Raw genomic sequence first — 20,501 nt, forward strand, 5'->3', positions numbered from 1 at the left:
ATATGCCCAGTCAGCACTATGATAGTAAATTTATTTATAAGAATTTTAAATATTTAATGAAGGATAAATATGAAATATATTAAGAGGTTTTCTGAAAACTTTTTCCTGTCTTATATAACACTTGTATGTCGCCCTATTTAGAGTATCCTTTAAGGAGGCAGGAGGTAATCCCCATAAATAAATTTAGGGGATTTAATATGTACGTAGTATTTCTGGCGCTACGCGTCTCTAAATACATATTTTTTTTGTTTTTCATCAATAAATTTAGGAGCCACTGCGGTGGACGGGTTCCCCGGCATAAAGCAACCATGACCAGTAAAACAAAAAGTACAACTTTGCGTAATACAGTAAACTTACCCTTTTAGAAGAACTTTATTCAAATTCGATATTAATGGTCTTGGGAAACAACTAGCTAATTTTTCACAACATCTCGCCTTCTAGGTACATCGTAAACCATAAAATCATGAGCCATAATAGTGTTGGGGAAAATAGCACGGGCTTCTCGAAGTAAATCTTTTAACTCAATAACATTTCCTGGAGTATAACGAGGACTAAAATGAGTCATTATTAGTTGATTTACCCCGCCTGCATAAGCTGTTTGTGCTGCCATCGTGCTTGTAGAGTGCAATCTTTGAAAAGCCATATCAGCATCTTGATGGGCAAAGGTGGCTTCATGAATTAATACATCTGCATCCTGTGCTAGTTGCACCGCGCCGTCACAATAAACTGTATCTGTACAATAAGCAAACTTGCGGCCAATTTCCGTGGGTCCACACAACTGAGAACCATCAATTACCCGTCCATCTGCCAGAGTTACAGTTTCACCGCGCTTGAGTTGACCATAAATTGGGCCTGAAGGTATTTGTAAAGCTTTTGCTTTTTCTACATCAAAGCGCCCGGTGCGGTCTTTTTCCTCTACACGATAGCCGAAAGCTGTAATACGGTGATGCAGTAGACCACAGCTAACGATAAACTCATCATCTTCGTAAATTACCCCTGGATGGACGGTATGCACCTTGATGGGGTAAGAAAAGTGAGTATGTGAGTAACGTGAAGCAGCTTGCAGGTATTCATTTAGCCCAGATGGACCATAGATATCAACTCGTTGTACATTACCAGCTAAACCACAACTGGCCAGAAGTCCCATCAAGCCAAAGATATGATCCCCGTGGAGATGGGTGATAAAAATTCGGGAGAGTTGGCTAATTTTCAGTTCACTCCGCAAAATTTGATGCTGTGTACCTTCACCACAGTCAAACAACCACAGTTCTGCCCGTTGTGGTAATCTCAGTGCGACACTGGAAACATTACGTGATCTTGTAGGTACACCGGAACTCGTCCCTAAAAATGTTATCTGCACAGCGTTGTTTAGCCTTACTCTTACTCAAAATGAGGATTTATTCTCTAATAGTGGCACGGGTTTTGAGCAAAACAGCTTCGGCCATAGGCCACCTGAAAAGGGGTAAAATGCCAACATTTAATGATTTATCTATGATAACTCACAAGTCATCCAGGCCAAGATAACTCACAAATAGTTCCTTGAGGATAAATAGGAAGTCGTTGAAATTTACCTTTAATTTGTCTTGCTAAATTTTTAAACTGTTTTGTTCCCCGGCCTTCCCTGGAGGAGTTAACGCCTAAACCATCATCTACGATACTCAGTGTGTACCAACCCATAGATAAAGAACAATTAACTTTTAGGCAAGTTACTCCTGTAGCATATTTACCCACATTACACAAGGCTTCTTCCAGAAATCTGCAAATTCCTCGCTTGTTTTCCAGAGTTAAACTGCTTTCATCTACAGGTTCAAAACTACGAATCTTCAACTTGATGGTTCTAAAACAGGAAAAATCTCGCTCTAAGGTGTGACTATAAACTTGATAGAGAATTTCGTGCAGGGGATCTTGTAAATTTATAATTATATTGTTTCCTAAGTGAAGGTTTGCTTCTTGAGTGAGGTTTTCCTGTTGCCAAAATTCATAAATTCCCCGTAACTCCTGGTTTAATTTTTCCAGTTCTGGTTCTAATTCTGGGATCAGTTTTTTAATTGATAAGTCTTCTCCTCTCACCATTCTCAAAACTCTATCTAGACTTTGTAGTGGTCCGTTATGAATTGTTTCATATGTAATTTCAATGATAGCTTGTCTAGATTTAATTTCTGATTTCATGGTTTGGCTATAGTGATATAAAGTAGGGATGGCTATAGCATTTAAAGCCAAAACTAAAATTGCTGATAAATTTGGAGTTAAGCACTTCCAAGTTAATAGGACATAACTAGCACTCACTAGGTTAGAGATGAGAATGCCAATAACTATAATATTTGTTACTGAATATGTTCTCAACATCCAGATATATTGCCCTCCTGCTTTAATTTTCATTCCAAATTTAGACTGCATAAGCTTTAGCTCCAGTCTAGATAATTAGTTATTTAAAATTGGTAGTTAATTGAATTGATTAATCAATCAAGCCTTCTGCTCTGGCTCGCATTTGTGTTTGAATGCGGATATTTTTACCTTCTTCTGGGTAAACATTTAAGGCATCTTGTAATTTATTCCAATAATGACGCACCATGCGTTCAGATACACACATTTCCTCAGCAATTGCTTTATCTTGTAATCCTTTCTCAAATGCTAGATATAATACTTTTAGCCACTCTGGTTTTACCTCTAATCCTGAGTGAATTCCTTTGATATCTTTTGTATGAGTTAATCCCTGTAATGCCCAATCGACTCTTGTTAACATTTCCTGGGTTGAAAGACTTTTATCAGCGATGGTAAAGCCTCCTTTATGACTATCAATATCCAACCGAATACGTACCAATGTTCTCCCATGGGCGCTTTGGACAACAATGTTTAAGTTAGGATATTTTTTCATCAATATTTTCAGCAGTTGAATACCGTTATCAGGTCGCGCTGAGAGTCCCTTCTTTTCGGGTATAGAAAGATCCATAACTATCAAATCAGGCTGCAAGCTAGTAACTTGCTCAAGAGTATTATTGACATTAATAGCTGTCATAAATTCAGCACTAGGATAGTTTTTTCGCAGGACATCAACTGTTCCGCTTAAAACTGATTCGTGGTCATCAATTACCAAAATTTTCAGCAAGTTATTCGCTGATAAAATTTGTTCCATATTCAATACTGAATTATGAGCTAATTGGTTATTGTTATCTTATCTAATTGATTAGCTTTTACTAAATTGTATTTATGTTGGTTCGCTTGCCATGAGGTATGTCACCCTTACCCCGTATATTTTTACTGAATTATTGTAATTCTTATGGTGAAAATATTTGCCAGCTAATCACATTTACCAACAGAAATACCAAGCTATTCTGTGATTAGTACTGTTGTAAAAGCATTGACCAGATATTAAAAATTGAAGACTATCACTAAGATATTTTAATTCGGTTAGATTGGTATAACACATCAGGGTAGATATATCAGAATAAGTGATTTTTACAGTTAAATTTTTTGTATTTCCTTTGAGTTTCAAACTGATATGAATAGCCACAGGTGTTGTAAATTCTCGCAAAGTTATTCTCAGTAATTCTTCCAAAGCTGTTAAAATTATGAGACTACATTCTACAGACTCATGTTGCCAGTATACTGGCATATCAATAAGGAAATAAACATGAGAATTTGATGTTACCCAGGTATCTAATAAGCACTGAATTGAGAGTGGTAAGCTATCTTGAATATACACTGGACACAAGCGATCGCTCAATTGAACTAAAGAGTGATGAAAATTATCAATTTTTTTGATGTATTCGGAAATTTCATAAATTGATATATTCGGATTATCTATTTTTAATACATCTAAGCTGCGACGGATTGAGAAAGATTCTTGTAACAAGCTGTCCCGGATTTTTTCTGACTCCAGGAATAGTTTTATTGATTGTCTATAAGACCACCATTGTAGTGCTTCTTTAATTCGTTGTTCATAGGTCATAAACTTGACAATTTTTATTACTTGAGTGTAAGTAATAAGTCATTAAGTAGGGCTTGCTGAATTAATCTCAAAACATTACAGGGAAAGGGTTTTAGCTTTTTTGATTTTTAAAAAGTGCAAAGTTTTTTGGGGAAAGAACTTCAAAACTGTACATTTTTATCTGACGGAGAGGAAAATTTATCCCTACTAGACACTTGAAACTGTTCCCTGTTAAGAGTTCCCTGTTCCCTGTCCTCACAGATAACTTTTTCAGCAAACCCTAAGTAAAGCTGCTGATATAGCAGAACGCAAGAGTCAATAGGCAATAGGCAAGAGTAAAACCCTTGTTATTCTTTGGTTTCAAGGACTAATCATGTCCTAATTATCCTGGCTACAGCTATATGACAAAAATTAGGAAGTTGGGTTAAATGAACTGCAACCCAACCTATTTAAGTTTACATTTTTAGTCTTAGCTTAAATGTACCCACTTATAAATCAGTAATTAACCTTGCCTTTCTCAGCATAAATTTTAGTGCTGTCTCTTCTCTGGAAATAATATCAGCTTTTACTTGCATTCCTGATTGGATATAACATTGGTGATTACTGTTACCAAATTGAAGAGTTTCAGGTTGAATAGTTGCTTCAAAATAACTACTAGATGTTGCCAGTCCCGTATTATTACTTTGGGTTGTAATTACGTCGGGAGAAATCGTTTTAACAACACCCTTAAGAGTTCCATAATCAGGATATGGGCAGGCATCAACACGTAATTGGACTTTTTGACCAACGGCAACTTTTTTAATTTCAGCGGTAGGAATTATAGCTTTAATAACTAGAGAAGCATTATTAGGAACAATCTCAGCAATAGATTCACTAGGACGTACTACTTGACCAGGATTGCGTAAATTTAGTTTGAGGATAATACCGTTACTAGTGGCAACGATAATGCTTTTGTGGATCTGATTGTCTATTTGTTGTAATTCTTTTTGAAATTGCTGAATCTGGGTTTGAAATTGCACTCGACGCTCAATTAATGCTTGTTTTTCTTTATTTAGACTAGCAATATTAGCTTGACCTTTAGCAGTTTCTTGGGCAATACGTTCTTGTGCCATCATCACCATTGCTGTAGTTGGATTCACCGCAGCTTTAGCTGAGTTGACTTTAATTTTGGCTATTTCAAAAGATTTCTTTTCAGCTTCTAATGTTAATTGTGTCTGCTGCACAACCAATTGTTTCTGCTCAAATTCTCGTCGGCCAATGGCACCAATTTGTGATAATTGCTGATAGCGATCGCGATCCATTTTCGCAAATTCTAAATCAGCTTGGGCTTTTTGTAAATCCGTTTTGGCTTTTTCCCAACTTGCTTCAGCTGTAAAAAATTCACTTTGGGTATTAATTTGTCGTTCTTGATATTCCCGTTGGTTGCGTAACAAATCCGCTTTTGCCGAAGCAACAACATTTTCTGAAACTTGTTTTTCAGCCAAAATCTGATTATTTAAAATCCGGATTTGGGCATTAATTTGCATTAATTGTAATTTACCTTGTTGTATATTACCCTGCAATTGACTTTTTTTAATCAGCAATTGATCAGTATCAAGATGGGCAATTACATCACCCATTTTCACAACTTGATTTGCTTTTACCAAGATACTTTTAATAGTTCCTTCCATTTCCGGTTGTACCACACGAATTTCTCCTGTAGGACGGACAGTAGCATCAACTTTGACTGTGACATTATATTTAATCCATGAAGAGAGGGTAATTCCAGTAGCAACAGTACCAATGAGAAATATTCCTGCTAAAGATGTCCAACGACTAATAGGAGGAAGAAACTCATTATTTTCTACCGAAGGGATAAATTTTTGATTATGAGTGTAGAGCATACTTACCTGATAATTAAGATGAATTAGGGATTTAAAAAATCTAAATGTTCCCCTGTTTTTGCTTTTAATTCCTCCAAAGAACCTTGTAGTTTTAATCTTCCCTGATCTAGCAAAACAATCCAATCAGCACGATTAATTACCTTGGGACGGTGAGTAATTAAAATCGTTGTTTGACCCCGACGATGTTTAAATAATTGATCCAAAACTTCCGCTTCACTTACAGGATCAAGTCCCCCTGTAGATTCATCTAAAATCAAAATTGGGGGTTCGGTGACAATAGCTCTAGCTATGGCTAATCTTTGACGTTGACCACCGGAAATATTAGCGCCAAATTCACCTAAAATAGTTTGATATTTTTCTGGAAGTTTACTGATAAATTCATCAGCGCCAGAAATTTGACAAGCTCTCACAATTTGCTCAAATGTAACATAGGGCGATCCTAAACGGAAGTTTTCGACAATAGAACGACTCCAAAAATGAGCATCTTGGGGAACAAGTACCACCTGTTGACGTAGACTTTCTAGAGAAAGGTCTTGGAGGTTATAAAGTCCAATGCGGATATTTCCAGATTGGAGAGTATATAATCCAGCTATTAATTTAGCAAGACTACTTTTACCACATCCAGATTTGCCAATTAAAGCAACAACTTGGCCACCAGGAATTGTTAAAGAAAAGTCTTCTAAGAGGTCAATTCTGCCTGCATAGTGAAAGTTAATGTTTGTACAACAAATATCAGCATCTGCGGGAATTTTAGCAAAAGGCTTTTTTCCATCTCCTTCATTTTCGGGAGTAGCATCAATAACTTCTGTCAGACGTTGTACGGAAGTTTTTGCACGAGTAAATTCTTCAACAAAGCTGATAACAGTAGCAATTAAACCCAAGAAATTACCGTTCATTGAGTTAAATGCAAGTAGCTTACCAATGCTGAGATTTTCCGCAGGTTCAATCACTAAATAGCCACCAAACCAGAGTAAAATAACTCCACCAATACCGGATACAAAACCCGAAAAGGTATTATTAATGATGCCAATTTGAATTGTTCGGTATGTGAGATTAGCCAGACGACCAAAACGGCTTTCCAACTCATCCCAAAACTGTGGTGCGGCTGTAGTTGTTTTGAGGGTCAATGCTCCTTTAAAGGTTTCAACTAAAACACCTTGAGTTTCTGCATCTTGAACTAAAAGCTCACGAGTTTTTTGCTGTAAAGTTGGCTGGAAGATGATTGTAGATAAGGTCATGACCACCGAAATCAATAAAGCTATTGTCGTCAGCTTCCAGCTATAAAAAATCATGAAACCTAGAGAAATTAACGCAATAAAAAATCTGCTAGGTAAGCTGACAACTAATTGAGCTACTAATTGATTAATCTGCTCAATATCTTGCAAACGGCTAACAATTTCACCACTGCGTCGCGCTTCGTAATAACTAAGAGGTAGGCGTAAAATCTGCCGTCCAAAATCTAAAACTAGTCCTAATTGTAGCTGTTGAGCAAAGTGAGCAATTAAGTTAGATTGCACAAATGAAAGACTATTAGAAACAAAATTCATTACTACTACAGAAATTGCCACAGTAGTAAGCAATTTCGTGTCACCTCTCACCAGCACATCATCGGTGAGAATTTGCAACAAGAAAGGAGAAGCTAAAGATAGCAAACCCAAGAGTAAATTTAGAGGTAAAGCTTGGACTAAAATAGCGCGATAAATCCAAACTCTCCTGAAAAACCGCCAAAAACCTCCAGTTTTATCACTTTCTTGTTCAAAAAAGCGAATGGGATCTGGTTCTAGTAACAGAATTAACCAATCTTTCCAACCTTCAATTAAGTCTTTTCTAGAAAGATGTCTAACTCCGACTGCGGGATCTGCAATGAGATAATTTTTGCCTTTTTTACCGTATAAAACAACCCAATGATTTCCTTTCCAATGAATAATTGCTGGTAAGGGTGCTTCATTCATTCTATCAAGCAATTCTGGTGAGGTTTTGACGGGGTTAGCTTTAAAACCAAGGCTTTCTGCACCTCTTCTTAATCCTAATAATGTAGTTCCAGATTGTCCAGTTCCGACGGCTTCACGAATGCGGTTGAGGGTGAAATTATGACCGTAATATTTAGCAATTGCAGCCAAACAAGCTGCACCACAGTCTTCTTCACTGTGCTGTTTAACAAATTGTATTTTCATAATTTCATTAAAAACTATAAAAAAAATGACAATATATTATTTCTCATTTTTTCTGAATGTCTGGTAAACACTGGTAAATATAAATCATCGTTATTTTGGGTTCAAAATGATGTAGTTAAGTAAGTCGGCACGAAAAACCCAAGATATGTAACAAAATGTAAAATCACTGAAAGTCTCTTCCCTCTTGCCTTTTGCCTTGCCATAACGATAAATTTTAACGCCTACCTACTTATCATTCTGATTCGTATTAGAAAAAATTCAATATCCTTGATAAGAAGCTACCACCTTTGGTTAATTTGTTAAATTGACGACTACCACCACCAAACAATGAAAATAAAACAAAAGTTGTCCGAGAAAATTGATATTCAGTTTCATTCCTTGATGTACCACTAAAGTTATCTTGAGAAATATTCATTTCACTCAGTCCCCTAGTGTATATATTTGTATGTTCGGAGAAGATATACAACATTCCCAAGGGTACAGATGATCTGCCCCCAGATGCAGACTCCATTTCCTTTTCTGATACACCTATAAATAGGTCGGATTTGTTGGTTTGTATGTTATCAGACATGGTAAAACCTCTTTTTTCTGAAAAATAAGATTTATGTATCACAAAAATGATACATAAATCTTATCCTAATTGGTCACTAAAAGTGGTAGGTTTAAAACATTGACGAGCATCTAATACAGTGGGATGATTCGATGTTTTTCTTCTCTTTTACCACTTCTATTCAACAGGTGAAAAAAACGAAACTCAAGTGTATTTATAGCGAAATACTACACTCTATCCCCGTAAACCAGGAAAGGCATTAGCTACCAGACGAGTTCTAGCAGCAGTGATGACATTCAAATTATCTTGCTTACCTTCTGCAACGCTACCATCGAAGCCTGAAGCAGCTCGACCAGCTTGGCTAGTTTGACGACCACGAAAACGAGTGTTAAAACTTGCAATTTCCACACCACCAGATACGATTTCTTGATTTTCAACGGATACTGCGGTAAATAAGTTAGACATGATAGATATCTCCTTGATCTTGATTTGAGTTATCGCTGGGAGTTGATTTGTCTTTGCGTGCTGCTCAACTCCTCGCTTGTTAATAGAATATCGAGGAGTAACTCTTGAAGTCATGCTCAATTTCTGCAAACTTAATTACCAGATTTAGAAATCCATATTTCCGAAAAATACACGCGCCAATTACCAGTAATATCATGTTCTTGTAACGACTTAGCAATTGATGATTTACAATTGTTTCATTTAAGGTTTCAAACCTCCCCTTTGAAGGGGAAAAAATCAAAAAAGTCCGCTCTTTCAATCCTCTCCTTTCAAGGGAGAGCTAATTATCAATTGTTCATTGTTAATTGTCCATTATTGAACATTGAGATAAAAGGGGTGCAGAGGTAAAGAATTGAAAATCTATGATTTGTATCGGGCTTTTCATGAAATGGTATAACCTTTCCGACACGGGAAGTGAGAAACTTAAAACCCCTCCCCTTATTAGGAGAGAGGTTTTTAACTGTTGAAAAAAGTAAATTTCAGTAAATTTCTCAGCGGATGTCTGAAAACTATTAAGTGTGGTATGCAACACTTGTAGATCACCCTAAATTCCCCTTAAAAAGGAGGAATTTAGCCCCCCCCTTTTTTAAGGGTTGGGGGGTAGCTCAATCAATTCTGATGCTTCTCAGACATCCTCTAGCGAAATACTACACTCTATCCCCGTAAACCAGGAAAGGCATTAGCTACCAGACGAGTTCTAGCAGCAGTGATGACATTCAAATTATCTTGCTTACCTTCTGCAACGCTACCATCGAAGCCTGAAGCAGCTCGACCAGCTTGGCTAGTTTGACGACCACGAAAACGAGTGTTAAAACTTGCAATTTCCACACCACCAGATACGATTTCTTGATTTTCAACGGATACTGCGGTAAATAAGTTAGACATGATAGATATCTCCTTGATCTTGATTTGAGTTATCGCTGGGAGTTGATTTGTCTTTGCGTGCTGCTCAACTCCTCGCTTGTTAATAGAATATCGAGGAGTAACTCTTGAAGTCATGCTCAATTTCTGCAAACTTAATTACCAGATTTAGAAATCCATATTTCCGAAAAATACACGCGCCAATTACCAGTAATATCATGTTCTTGTAACGACTTAGCAATTGATGATTTACAATTGTTTCATTTAAGGTTTCAAACCTCCCCTTTGAAGGGGAAAAAATCAAAAAAGTCCGCTCTTTCAATCCTCTCCTTTCAAGGGAGAGCTAATTATCAATTGTTCATTGTTAATTGTCCATTATTGAACATTGAGATAAAAGGGGTGCAGAGGTAAAGAATTGAAAATCTATGATTTGTATCGGGCTTTTCATGAAATGGTATAACCTTTCCGACACGGGAAGTGAGAAACTTAAAACCCCTCCCCTTATTAGGAGAGAGGTTTTTAACTGTTGAAAAAAGTAAATTTCAGTAAATTTCTCAGCGGATGTCTGAAAACTATTAAGTGTGGTATGCAACACTTGTAGATCACCCTAAATTCCCCTTAAAAAGGAGGAATTTAGCCCCCCCCTTTTTTAAGGGTTGGGGGGTAGCTCAATCAATTCTGATGCTTCTCAGACATCCTCTAGCGAAATACTACACTCTATCCACGTAAACCAGGAAAGGCATTAGCTACCAGACGAGTTCTAGCAGCAGTGATGACATTCTCATTAGCTTGTCCACCTTTTGCAATGCTACCATCGAAGCCTGAAGCAGCTAGACCAGCTTGGATAGTGCGACGACCACGAAAACGAGTGTTAAAACTTGCAATTTCCAAACCACCAGATACGATTTCTTGATTTTCAACGGATACTGCGGTAAATAAGTTAGACATGATAGATATCTCCTTGATCTTGATCTTGATCTTAGTTATTGCTGGGAGTTGATTTGTCTTTGCGTGCTGCTCAACTCCTCGCTTGTTAATAGAATATCGAGGAGTAACCCTTGAAGTCATGCTCAATTTCTGCAAACTTAATTACCAGATTTAGAAATCTACGTTTCCGAAAAATACACGCGCTAATTACAAGTAATTGTGCAAAAATAATAAAGATGAAAATTCCAGATTCAAAACTCTCTGTTATAGTGGTTCTGGATGGAATTGAAAAAGACAAAACCCCCTTCCTGAAATGGGAAGCGAGCAATTTGAAACCCCTATCCTTGTGGGAGAGAGGTTTGGAAAGAGGTCTTTAACTTTATTTGAATCAAATGCAAAACTATATATATAAATGAAGTGGTTATTTATAGCGAAAACCACACTTTTATTTAAATCTCTTTAAAAATCTCTTCAAAAGAATGATTTAACAACTTATAGCAGATTGCAGATCAATGAGGTACAGAATCAAAATTGAAACCTATACACATTCGCCAGTTTTACTCCTGACTCCTGACTCCTGCTGTATGTGGTTAATAAGTTGCTAAATTTACGAAGATACATTTTCAACCAAGCGATCGCTTCGCTCGCTACAGGCATCGCGAATTCCTGTCAATTGTTCTTGACTATTCACTGGACATCTTGGCACTGGTAATTCATTATTAGGCCAGGTGTCCAAATAATAACAAGGACACAATATTGATGGCATTCCCATAGTCTTAACGGGTACTAACATCGCACAGCGTCCACAAGGAAGCACTTCCCATGTTGGTGTCAGGAGTTCAGCTATGGTTTCTTGAGTACCTTCTAAATAACAGTCACGGGTTTCTAAGGAAAGAATTGTTTCCCAAGACTCTTCAAATTCTGGACTATAGCGATCGCCATTTAGGACTGAGCTAGGTAAGAAGCTTTGGTCACTATGACCTACTATCACTTTTTTTCCTAACTGAAACCAGTGAGCGAGATATTTTTTAACTTCTTGTTTGTTTGCCATATCCTGATTTTAGTTTTTAATTCCGAAATTTTACATGATCAATCTTTAATTTTGAATTAAGACTTTGTTGGTGGTAAGGGAAAACCCAGAATACTGAGATTAAGAACATGACCACCAGTAACTAAGTAAACCGTCTCACACATTGCGCCTAACTGACGAACCAAACCACCCAAGCGATCGCGAAACTTCCTACCTATGGGATAAGCTGGAACTACTCCCCAACCTGTTTCTTCAGCAACAAACAGCAAATCAGCCTCAACTAAAGGTACTAGTTGTAACAACTCTGCCAAGGTTTTTTCCCAACTTAAATCATCTTGTTCCAGAAAATTAGCTACCCAAGTTCCCAAAGAATCAATCAAAATACAGGTATCAGATTTTGCATTGCTGAAAGTAGCAGCAAGTTCCACAGGTACAGTGAGAGTTACCCAATCTTGCGGCCGACGTTGTTTGTGTTTTTCAATACGTTGTTGCCACTCTTGATCATGGAGATTTTCAGTAGCTGTTGCTATATAAATAACTGGTTTCCCGGACTGAATGGCTAAATTTTCCGCCCATTCACTTTTCCCTGAGCGTGCTGGGCCTGTTACTAAAATAACTCTACTCATAATTATATTGCCATATATCTGTTCACAATAGTTCAGATTTCCAGTTAAGATTCTTATCAATGACTACTATCTCTTATACAATAAAGAGAAGTTTCTCGATAAATTTGCGCTCTTAACAAATTCTCAATAGACATAATTCAATACCACTAGAACAAGCTTCAGGATCTCTTTATGAAACCAGGCTTAAAACGCATTGAGGCAACTCTACATGATTTAGGGATACGCAATACAGACTTGCCATCAGAAACATCTGATGCCACAAAACGCCCATTTTCCTTTAGGATTAGCGTCGGAGCTAACACAACTAGAGAAAGTAGAGAAACTTCAGCTGATGAAAGTTTCAGTACAGGTACAGTTAATTTAAACAAAAATACTGAGGTGGATCAGGAATTACAGCCAGATTTGTTTCCCAAACATAATTCCGTACAAACTTTTCCCTCCCACGAAACTGGAGGCAAAACACCCAGCTTACCTAAGTTTAAAACACCGAGCTTTAGTAACCATCGTCACGGTGCAAATCCAGCATTTGCCATGAATCTCTTACAAGAGATTCAAGAGATTGTGGCAGGTTGGCAAACAGAATTACAAACAATTCTCCAGCAAATACAGGATATTTACTTAGAAGGACCAGTTATTAATGGCTGGTTAGAATCCAATCCCCAAGAACCAGAACCAGGGGGAACAGCAACCCTGCGTCATGCGGAAGTTGAACGGCTGATGGATTATGTGCAGGAAATTTGCGAATCTGAAGAGAAGGTATCCTATGAATCATCCCGTACTGGCTACCGCCTTTGTGGCATCGATGCATCGGGTAAAGTCTGGTCGCGTCAATGTCCAGTTGAGCAAGTTCCTGGTGTAAGTATGGCTATTGCCAGGTATCAAAAACTACGCCAGCTTTTTGGGCGTAAACAATACCTGGAAACTCGTTTAAGCCAATTAGCTGAAACTCTTGTGGCTTTACACAGTCATATTCAACAAGTCTAGTTTTGCTAAACCGTTCAATGAATTAATGATGAATTAATTATGAAGGAATTAAAAAGTTTTATTAAATTTGGTCAGAGTACAAACACGGTTGGTTGATTTGGTAAATTTTAAGGTAGATTAACAAACAGCTACGCTTGAATTGAGTATTTTTAACTAAAAACTCAAATTTCCCAATACCAAACAGGACGATGCCGGATATCCAAATCTCTGCGATCATTTGTACTCACAATCGAGATATCTATTTAGGTGCAGCAATTGACAGCCTACTGGCACAGGAATTAAGTGCTAAATTTGAAATTGTGGTAGTAGATAATGGATCAGGCGATCGCACTCGTGAAGTGGTAGAACAAAGATCCCACCATTCCCACCTTAAGTATATTTTTGAACCAACTATCGGCTTATCGGTAGCTCGCAATACAGGGGCTAAATCTGCTAGTGCTGACATTCTTGCTTATTTAGATGATGATGCAGTCGCTACTCCCCAATGGCTGCAAATTTTGTATTCTGCATATCAAAATAATTCTAAATTAGCGATCGCAGGTGGAAAAGTCACCCTCATCTGGCCTCCAGGCATCCAACCACCAAAATGGCTATCTCCCGGACTAGCAGCTAACTTAGGTGCTTACGACTTAGGAGATAACAACCTCTACATTGAACAACCAGGTTCAACCCCCAGAGGCTTAAATTACTCCATCCGCCGTAGTTTTCTAGAAGAAATAGGCGGTTTTGATCCGCAACTGGGAAGAGTTGGCAAAAACCTACTATCTAACGAAGAACTGCAAATGACTGAATTTGCCCTCCAGCGTGGTTGGCAAGTCGCTTATCTTCCCGCAGCTTTAGTTGCTCATAATGTCGCTCCAGAAAGGCTAAAACCATCCTGGTTTTTAAACCGGGGTTGGTGGCAAGGTATTAGTGAGTGCTATCGAGAACAACTAGCTGGTAAAGCAGGTGTTGACCAACTGCAACGAGGAACTGAAAAATTTTTACGTGGTTTATATAAATCATTACAATATATTACTGACCCAGCCGAAAGATTTGATAAACTAGTCTATGCTTATGGTCAGATTGGTTACTTAAATGCTGCCATTCACGGACTACTGTCTAAACACAACAAAAAATGAATTAAAATTAACATTATCATGTTATCTAAAATACCAGTATCTGTACTCATTCCCGCCAAAAACGAAGAAGCAAATCTACCAGCTTGTCTTGCTAGTTTACAAGTAGCCGATGAAATTTTTCTGGTTGATTCCCAAAGCACTGATCGCAGTGTTGAAATAGCTGAAAGTTACGGCGCTAAAGTCGTACAATTTAAATTTAATGGCAGTTGGCCAAAAAAGAAAAATTGGTCATTAGAAAACCTACCTTTTCGTAATGAATGGGTATTAATAGTTGATTGTGATGAACGCATTACACCAGAATCGTGGGCAGAAATTGCCGAACTCATTAAAAACGATGAATTTAATGGTTATTATATCAATCGCCGCGTATTTTTCTTAGGAAAATGGATTCGTCACGGAGGTAAATATCCTGATTGGAATTTGCGGTTATTTAAACATCAAAAAGGCCGTTACGAAAATCTCAATACTGAAGACATACCCAACACAGGCGATAATGAAGTTCACGAACACGTAATATTGCAAGGAAAAGTAGGGTATCTCAAAAATGATATGCTCCATGAAGACTTCCGAGATTTGTATCACTGGTTAGAAAGACATAACCGCTATTCTAACTGGGAAGCCCGTGTTTATTTTAATTTACTTGCAGGTAAAGATAACAGTAATACTATTGGCGCAAATCTATTTGGTGATGCAGTACAACGCAAACGCTTCTTAAAAACGGTGTGGGTACGCTTGCCGTTTAAACCATTATTAAGATTTATTTTGTTCTACATTATTCAGCGTGGTTTTTTAGATGGCAAAGCCGGATATATCTATGGACGCTTACTCAGTCAATATGAATATCAAATAGGGGTTAAGCTTTACGAATTACGGACTTTAGGCGGAAAATTAAACGTTGCCAATACCTCTAAATCCGTTCCCAAACCTGTAAATCAAGAAGTTGAAAAAACGGCAATTTAAGAGGATGTTTTAAAAGTTTTGAATGTATAAATAAACCCCTCTCCAAACCTCTCCCCGACGCGGGGAGAGGCTTTGAAACCCCCATTCCCTCGTAGGGAAGGGGGGAAGGGGGGTTAGGTTGCTGAAGATTATTGGTTTCATCTAATACTTTTCAAACAACCTCTAAGTCATTAGTCATTAGTTATTAGTTATTAGTCATTAGTTAAAAACTAATAACCCAGTCCCCCAGTCCCCCAGTCCCCAGTCCCCAATCACCAATGACAGATGAAAAACCTTATGTAGATTTAAGCAAATATGACCAATCCTGGTTTGATCGTGGTCGTCCAGGTTGGTATATTTTGTTATGGTGGTTAGTGCAAGCGATCGCCTTTCCACTTACTCCCCACCCCCTGAATATTATCCGTTGCGCCCTACTGCGGTTGTTTGGAGCTAAAATTGGCAAAGGCGTATTAATTCGACCCACAGCCCGTTTTACCTACCCTTGGAAAGTTACCATTGGTGATTATAGTTGGATTGGTGACGACGTAGTTTTATACAGTCTGGATCAAATTAACATTGGTGAACATTGTATAATTTCTCAAAAAACTTACCTCTGTACAGGTAGTCATGATATCCAAGATCCGGCGTTTGGGTTGAAAACCGCAAGTATTACCATTGGTAACGGTGCATGGGTAGCAGCAGATTGTTTTGTAGCCCCAGGAGTAGAAATTGGTGTTAATGCGGTGATAGGTGCGCGTAGTAGTGTATTTACTGATATGCCAGCAGGTCAAGTTTGTTGGGGAAGTCCCTGTCGTCCCCACCATCCAAGAATTAAACAATAGAAAATAATAGAAAATAGATCCCCGACTTGTTTGAGAAATCGGGGATATAGTGATTACAGAATTATTTAAAATCCAAACAACATCAAAAGACTTTCCCACCAAGAAGTTGTGAGATTTCCCACACTAAGCTGCATTTTTTGGCGAATATCTTGAATTTTCCAGTTTGTTAACTGGGCTAAAGTCTGCGCTTCTTTTTCAAAACGTCGGGATAATGACCGTTTATATTCTCTACCCGCAGGACATTGTAAATTACCCGTAAACGGATGTTGTAAAACATAACGTCCTTGAAAAGATTCTCGGTTGGAAGTTGCTTGAAACATCAAATCTTCAGGGAATTTATTACGAGTGTAGCGAACGTGCAACCGGGTAACGTAAACATTATTGTTAGAGAATGGAAAACCAAAACTAGGTGCTATTCTATTGTTATTATTGCCATTTTGATCCAACCAAAATACACCAGCTTGCTTGAGTTCTTCAGGGTTGAGAGGTTGAGCAGAACAAGGATCGCAATTACCCATATCCCAAGCATATTCTAGAAAAGCAACTTTTTTATCTTCTTTGGTATAAGAAGTTTGGAACATGGATTTATAAAAGTCGCCAAATTCGTTTTTAACAAACACAGGAATATTCACATTAGAAGGAACTTTTACCGTGCGGTAGTTAGTAACTTCTGCTTGTCCTTGAGGTGAGAGAATATAAACAATTAAATCTTGCTCATTGGTAGCGTTAATCATACCCAAACGAATGGGTAACATAAACTTGGGTGATTCATAAGCAATTTGCAAAGGTCGGAGAAATTGATAACCAGATTTCTCAAATTTATCTAAGTTGACTTTAGCAACAAAGAACTTCATGGAAGAACGAATGTAGGGTTTTAGTAACTGATTTGCACCTCTAGGCATTTTGTAGCCATTGCGATTCAACCAAGTTTCTAAACCACCAGATTCTTTGGCACTGAGGATTAAAATATCATATTCACCGACATTAAACCGCGCCTCAACGGTGACACCTAAACTGTTATCTTGCCTAGCACTTTCCTCAGCACGTCCTCTTGTTCCTGCTGCCATTGGCACTGGCATTGACTGTAGTTTTTGAAGCGGGGCGCAAGGATCTTCATCAAAGTATTCTACTAATCTGGGGGCGCTAAAAGCATCCAATCTTTCAATAATATTAGGTTGAGCAACGCGCACTTGTTCTTCTTTTATTACTGTGGGTACAGGTACGACCATTGCAAAGTCTTTAACTTCACCTTGAAAGTCGTTAGCCATTGTTAATACTGTTTTATTACCATCTCTGGCAATAACCACCTGAGAAGCTTGGTTATACAATTTAGTATCAGCTTTGGCAACATAAAAACCACAAAAAGCCCAGGCTGTGGGTGCAAAAGATAGTACAGCGACAAGTGCAATTAATAAGGGGATGAATAATTTAAATTTTTTCATTTTCAAACCTTGTTAACTTGTAATGAGTGATTTTCCGTCTTTATTTCAGCTTTGTTTAACCAGGCAAATCTGGGCGCAAACCAGAGGTTATCTATAAGAATGGTCAATGGTGCGAGGGCAAATAACGCCCAAAAAACTGCGGTAGAGAGGAAGAAATAATTCCGCAAAATAAAGGTGACTATGGCAATACAAACCGCCCAAACGATACGACCGATAGGGGAGTTAGGAATAGACCGGGGATCTGTCACCATAAATAAGGCAAACAGTATTAAAGACCCACTCATTAACCGATGTAAGTAAACATCCCAAGTCCAACCTAGCCAAATATTACGCACTGCTTCCAGTAAGGAGTATGCACCTAAAAAAGCGGCTGTGGTGTCCCAACGACCGACTCGTTGTAAAATCATGCCCCCAGTCCCCGCAAATAACAGCCCATACCACCATTCTTCCCCCCACTGTCCGGGGGAAACCCAAGCATCAGGGGTTAGTGCTAAGGCGGAAATAATGCCAAAATTGGCGGGGTTGAAGAAATGCTTATCACCAGTTTGGAAGACAAATTTGCTACCTATCGCGGTTGCAGCAGCTAAAACCATTGTCGTCCCATGGTCAGCGCGTAGTAGTAAACTCAGTCCCAGAGAGGTAATTAGGGGACTGCGAAGATTTATGTTTGCTTCTTTTGTGATAACTAATGACAATATTGATTGTGTGACTAGACAAGTTGCGATCGCTATTAAAATCAATTCAGGCCGCAGTGTCCAGTCTCTTGTGCCAATTCCCAAGATTAGGAATAGACTGAGAAATAGAATTTGATAGTCTCGAATATCTTTGAACATTACCCCTTCAGGGATTCTCCCTAACTTTCCCATTAATTTAGACTAGAGTTCAGGGAAATCATATTGTTGTTACAGAATTTGTAACAAGTGCTAATTTTAGTAGATCCAATTGTAAATGTAGAAACTTTTCATTAAGCATCTCTATACTTCTAAATCTGCTACTTTGAAAAACGTAATACCAATATCCCCGACTATGAGAGGTTGGGTTTCTATCTCCATTATGTTGACATACTTATTTAATTTTTGAAGTTTGCTTTTTCCCTGGATTCATCCAAGTTTCTAACCGACTAAAGGCTTGAGAAGAAACCAGCGTTAAACATAAATAAATCATAGCCACCGCAGCATAAATTTCAAAGGCGCGATAATTTTCTGCAACTATTAACTGTCCTTTTCTAAACAATTCTTCAAAACCAATTACCGCTACTAAACTAGTATCTTTTAATAAACTAATAAACTCATTACCTAAAGGTGGAATCATCCGCCGAAAGGCTTGGGGAAAAATCACATGGCGCATTGTTTGTACAGAATTTAAACCCAGTGAACGGGCAGCTTCTGCTTGTCCAAGTTCAATTGATTGAATTCCCGCACGGACAATTTCTGCAATGTAAGAGGCGCTATTTAAACTTAAAGCAATTACTCCAGCTAGGAGACGATTTAATGACCAGGTAAAACCCAACTCTTGAAAAATTGCTGGTAAACCAAAGTAAATCATAAAAATCTGCACTAGCAAAGGTGTACCTCGGAAAAAATCTATATAAGCCCTGGCTAACCAACGTACAGGTTTAATTGCAGAAAGACGAATAATCCCAATGAAAGAACCACCTATTAAACCGAGAAAAACTGATAAAAAGGCTAGTTGCAATGTTACCAATACACCATTTAATAGAGTAGGTAAAGATTGCAATATTAAGCTGAAGGAATTTAACCTAGCTGCATTTTGGTTTGCAAATTGTAATTTTTCTGGTAATCCTGGCGGTGTGGATTTAAACCATTTCTGGTAAATTTGTTGATAAGTTCCGTTTGCTAATACTTTTGTTAAACCTTGGTTAATCAAAGATAAATAAGGCGAATTTTTAGCAGTAGCAATTCCGTAAAATTCCTCTGTTAGTAGTTGCTGTATAACTTTAATTCCTTGGAGATTACCTGTATTAATGGCGTATAAAGTAACGGGTGCATCATTAATGACTGCATCTACATTTCCATTCAGTAATTCTTGTAATGCTAGAGGTGCAGAATCAAAACTTCTCACTTGCGCCCCTGTTACACCTTTAGCTTTTTCTGCGCCAGTTGTACCAATTTGAACAGCGATTTTTTTATTTTGCAAACTGTCAAAACTATTGATGTCTTGGTTATCTGTGCGAATAGCTATTGCTAACCCGGCTTTAAAATAAGGACGAGAAAAAGATACAGTTTTCGCCCTTTCTGGAGTTATGGTAATTGAACTAATGGCCGCATCTATAGTTTTCGCTTGCAGTGCAGGAATAATGCCATCAAAAGGTAAACTTTGAAAGTCTACCTGGAAATTAGCCGCAGTTGCGTTCGCCTCTGGCGTGCTGGAAGCAATCGCCCTCATTAAATCAATAGAAAAACCCTGTAACTCTCCCCCTTGACCCTGAAACTCAAATGGCGGAAATGCTGGTTCAGTCGCTACCCGTAGAGTTTTCCCACCAGCAGGATTCACACTACAACCGGCTAATAGGCAGCAACTTAACCCAACCACCAAACACCAACGCAACCAACGCCCAAAAGGAAGTTTCACCATTTCTGCTTTGCGTCTGCTTTCCAGATATTTATGATCAACCTTAGAGAAATGGATAATAGCATTGACTCATGCCACAGCAATCAGTTGATAGCTTG

At 38.1% G+C, this 20,501-nt stretch carries 19 protein-coding genes; 4 read left to right on the forward strand and 15 right to left on the reverse strand.

Annotated elements, in window-relative coordinates; translation table 11 throughout:
- Positions 1 to 412 precede the first annotated feature (412 nt).
- From H6G06_RS05585 to cobU, 12 genes are all read right to left on the reverse strand, one after another.
- The gene (locus H6G06_RS05585; protein WP_190557858.1) at positions 413 to 1,360 is read right to left on the reverse strand and encodes a ribonuclease Z; all 948 of its coding nucleotides are present in this window, start codon (positions 1,358 to 1,360) and stop codon (positions 413 to 415) included.
- A gap of 146 nt (positions 1,361 to 1,506) precedes the next feature.
- Positions 1,507 to 2,397, reverse strand: coding sequence for a sensor histidine kinase (locus tag H6G06_RS05590; RefSeq protein WP_190557860.1), 891 nt, complete (start codon positions 2,395 to 2,397; stop codon positions 1,507 to 1,509).
- 58 nt (positions 2,398 to 2,455) lie between these two features.
- A complete protein-coding gene (locus tag H6G06_RS05595) occupies positions 2,456 to 3,133 on the reverse strand; it encodes a response regulator (RefSeq protein WP_190557862.1) in 678 nt (225 codons plus the stop codon).
- A 174-nt stretch (positions 3,134 to 3,307) separates the two neighbouring features.
- Positions 3,308 to 3,949: a hypothetical protein gene (locus H6G06_RS05600; RefSeq protein WP_190557864.1), complete on the reverse strand. Its 642-nt coding sequence runs from the start codon at positions 3,947 to 3,949 to the stop codon at positions 3,308 to 3,310.
- 467 nt (positions 3,950 to 4,416) lie between these two features.
- Complete coding sequence (locus H6G06_RS05605) at positions 4,417 to 5,811, reverse strand: HlyD family secretion protein (RefSeq protein WP_190557866.1); 1,395 nt, start codon at positions 5,809 to 5,811, stop codon at positions 4,417 to 4,419.
- Between the two features lie 23 nt (positions 5,812 to 5,834).
- Positions 5,835 to 7,985: a peptidase domain-containing ABC transporter gene (locus H6G06_RS05610; RefSeq protein WP_190557868.1), complete on the reverse strand. Its 2,151-nt coding sequence runs from the start codon at positions 7,983 to 7,985 to the stop codon at positions 5,835 to 5,837.
- Between the two features lie 247 nt (positions 7,986 to 8,232).
- On the reverse strand, positions 8,233 to 8,556 hold the full coding sequence (locus H6G06_RS05615; RefSeq protein ID WP_190557870.1) for a hypothetical protein: 324 nt from the start codon (positions 8,554 to 8,556) through the stop codon (positions 8,233 to 8,235).
- 213 nt (positions 8,557 to 8,769) lie between these two features.
- Entirely contained in the window at positions 8,770 to 9,000 is a 231-nt protein-coding gene (locus H6G06_RS05620; RefSeq protein WP_190557872.1) for a CTB family bacteriocin, read from the reverse strand.
- Positions 9,001 to 9,693: 693 nt separating this feature from the next.
- A complete protein-coding gene (locus H6G06_RS05625) occupies positions 9,694 to 9,924 on the reverse strand; it encodes a CTB family bacteriocin (RefSeq protein ID WP_190557872.1) in 231 nt (76 codons plus the stop codon).
- 693 nt (positions 9,925 to 10,617) lie between these two features.
- Complete coding sequence (locus tag H6G06_RS05630) at positions 10,618 to 10,848, reverse strand: CTB family bacteriocin (protein ID WP_190557873.1); 231 nt, start codon at positions 10,846 to 10,848, stop codon at positions 10,618 to 10,620.
- A 586-nt stretch (positions 10,849 to 11,434) separates the two neighbouring features.
- On the reverse strand, positions 11,435 to 11,878 hold the full coding sequence (locus H6G06_RS05635) for a hypothetical protein (protein WP_190557875.1): 444 nt from the start codon (positions 11,876 to 11,878) through the stop codon (positions 11,435 to 11,437).
- Between the two features lie 56 nt (positions 11,879 to 11,934).
- Entirely contained in the window at positions 11,935 to 12,483 is a 549-nt protein-coding gene (gene cobU / locus H6G06_RS05640; RefSeq protein ID WP_190557877.1) for a bifunctional adenosylcobinamide kinase/adenosylcobinamide-phosphate guanylyltransferase, read from the reverse strand.
- 171 nt (positions 12,484 to 12,654) lie between these two features.
- Between cobU and H6G06_RS05645 the strand changes: the two genes are divergently transcribed.
- From H6G06_RS05645 to hpsU, 4 genes are all read left to right on the forward strand, one after another.
- Entirely contained in the window at positions 12,655 to 13,467 is an 813-nt protein-coding gene (locus H6G06_RS05645) for a hypothetical protein (protein WP_190557879.1), read from the forward strand.
- A gap of 188 nt (positions 13,468 to 13,655) precedes the next feature.
- Positions 13,656 to 14,588, forward strand: a complete 933-nt coding sequence (locus tag H6G06_RS05650) for a glycosyltransferase family 2 protein (protein ID WP_190557881.1) — start codon at positions 13,656 to 13,658, stop codon at positions 14,586 to 14,588.
- An 18-nt stretch (positions 14,589 to 14,606) separates the two neighbouring features.
- A complete protein-coding gene (locus H6G06_RS05655) occupies positions 14,607 to 15,548 on the forward strand; it encodes a glycosyltransferase family 2 protein (protein ID WP_190557883.1) in 942 nt (313 codons plus the stop codon).
- A 257-nt stretch (positions 15,549 to 15,805) separates the two neighbouring features.
- Positions 15,806 to 16,369 carry a hormogonium polysaccharide biosynthesis acetyltransferase HpsU gene (hpsU, locus tag H6G06_RS05660; RefSeq protein WP_190557885.1) on the forward strand — a complete coding sequence of 188 codons (564 nt, stop codon included), beginning with the start codon at positions 15,806 to 15,808 and terminating at the stop codon, positions 16,367 to 16,369.
- A 65-nt stretch (positions 16,370 to 16,434) separates the two neighbouring features.
- On the opposite strand, the gene H6G06_RS05665 is transcribed toward hpsU, so the two are convergent.
- The 3 genes from H6G06_RS05665 to H6G06_RS05675 all read right to left on the reverse strand — a co-directional run bounded on the left by H6G06_RS05665 (position 16,435) and on the right by H6G06_RS05675 (position 20,406).
- Positions 16,435 to 17,811 (reverse strand): DUF2330 domain-containing protein, encoded by a 1,377-nt coding sequence (locus H6G06_RS05665; RefSeq protein WP_190557887.1) that lies wholly within the window; start codon positions 17,809 to 17,811, stop codon positions 16,435 to 16,437.
- Positions 17,812 to 17,813: 2 nt separating this feature from the next.
- Positions 17,814 to 18,644, reverse strand: coding sequence for an RnfABCDGE type electron transport complex subunit D (locus H6G06_RS05670; protein WP_190557888.1), 831 nt, complete (start codon positions 18,642 to 18,644; stop codon positions 17,814 to 17,816).
- A gap of 232 nt (positions 18,645 to 18,876) precedes the next feature.
- A complete protein-coding gene (locus H6G06_RS05675) occupies positions 18,877 to 20,406 on the reverse strand; it encodes an ABC transporter permease subunit (protein ID WP_190557890.1) in 1,530 nt (509 codons plus the stop codon).
- Positions 20,407 to 20,501: the final 95 nt, after the last annotated feature.

Source organism: Anabaena sphaerica FACHB-251, from assembly GCF_014696825.1.
GTDB lineage: Bacteria > Cyanobacteriota > Cyanobacteriia > Cyanobacteriales > Nostocaceae > RDYJ01.